At 67.2% G+C, this 274-nt stretch carries 1 protein-coding gene; it reads left to right on the top strand.

Annotated features, from left to right (window positions below):
- Window positions 1–274 (top strand): LysR substrate-binding domain-containing protein (locus ACSNOK_RS34225; protein WP_436784628.1); only part of this gene is annotated, 274 nt, incomplete at both ends.

Raw genomic sequence — 274 nt, 5'->3', positions numbered from 1 at the left:
ACCTCCCGCGCGCCCATGCCATCCTCGAGGAGATCTAGCAGCTCAACGCCGAGATCGGCGCCGTCGACCCGACCCCGCGGGCAAGCTCAAGATCACCGCACCGCCCGCTGTGGGCAATGAGGTGATCGCGCCGCTCGCGGTGGATTTCGTCGAGGCCTACCCCGAGATGGAACTCGAGATCGACTTCAGCGAACGCTTGGTCGATCTGGTGGCGGAAGGCTTCGACGCGGCGATCCGCGCGGGCCCGCTGGCGAGTTCCTCCATGATCGCGCAC

The organism is Streptomyces sp. URMC 126 (assembly GCF_051386555.1).
Lineage (GTDB): Bacteria > Actinomycetota > Actinomycetes > Streptomycetales > Streptomycetaceae > Streptomyces.
Note: the sequence above shows the minus strand (reverse complement) of the source record. Positions and strands in the feature narration are given on the sequence as shown.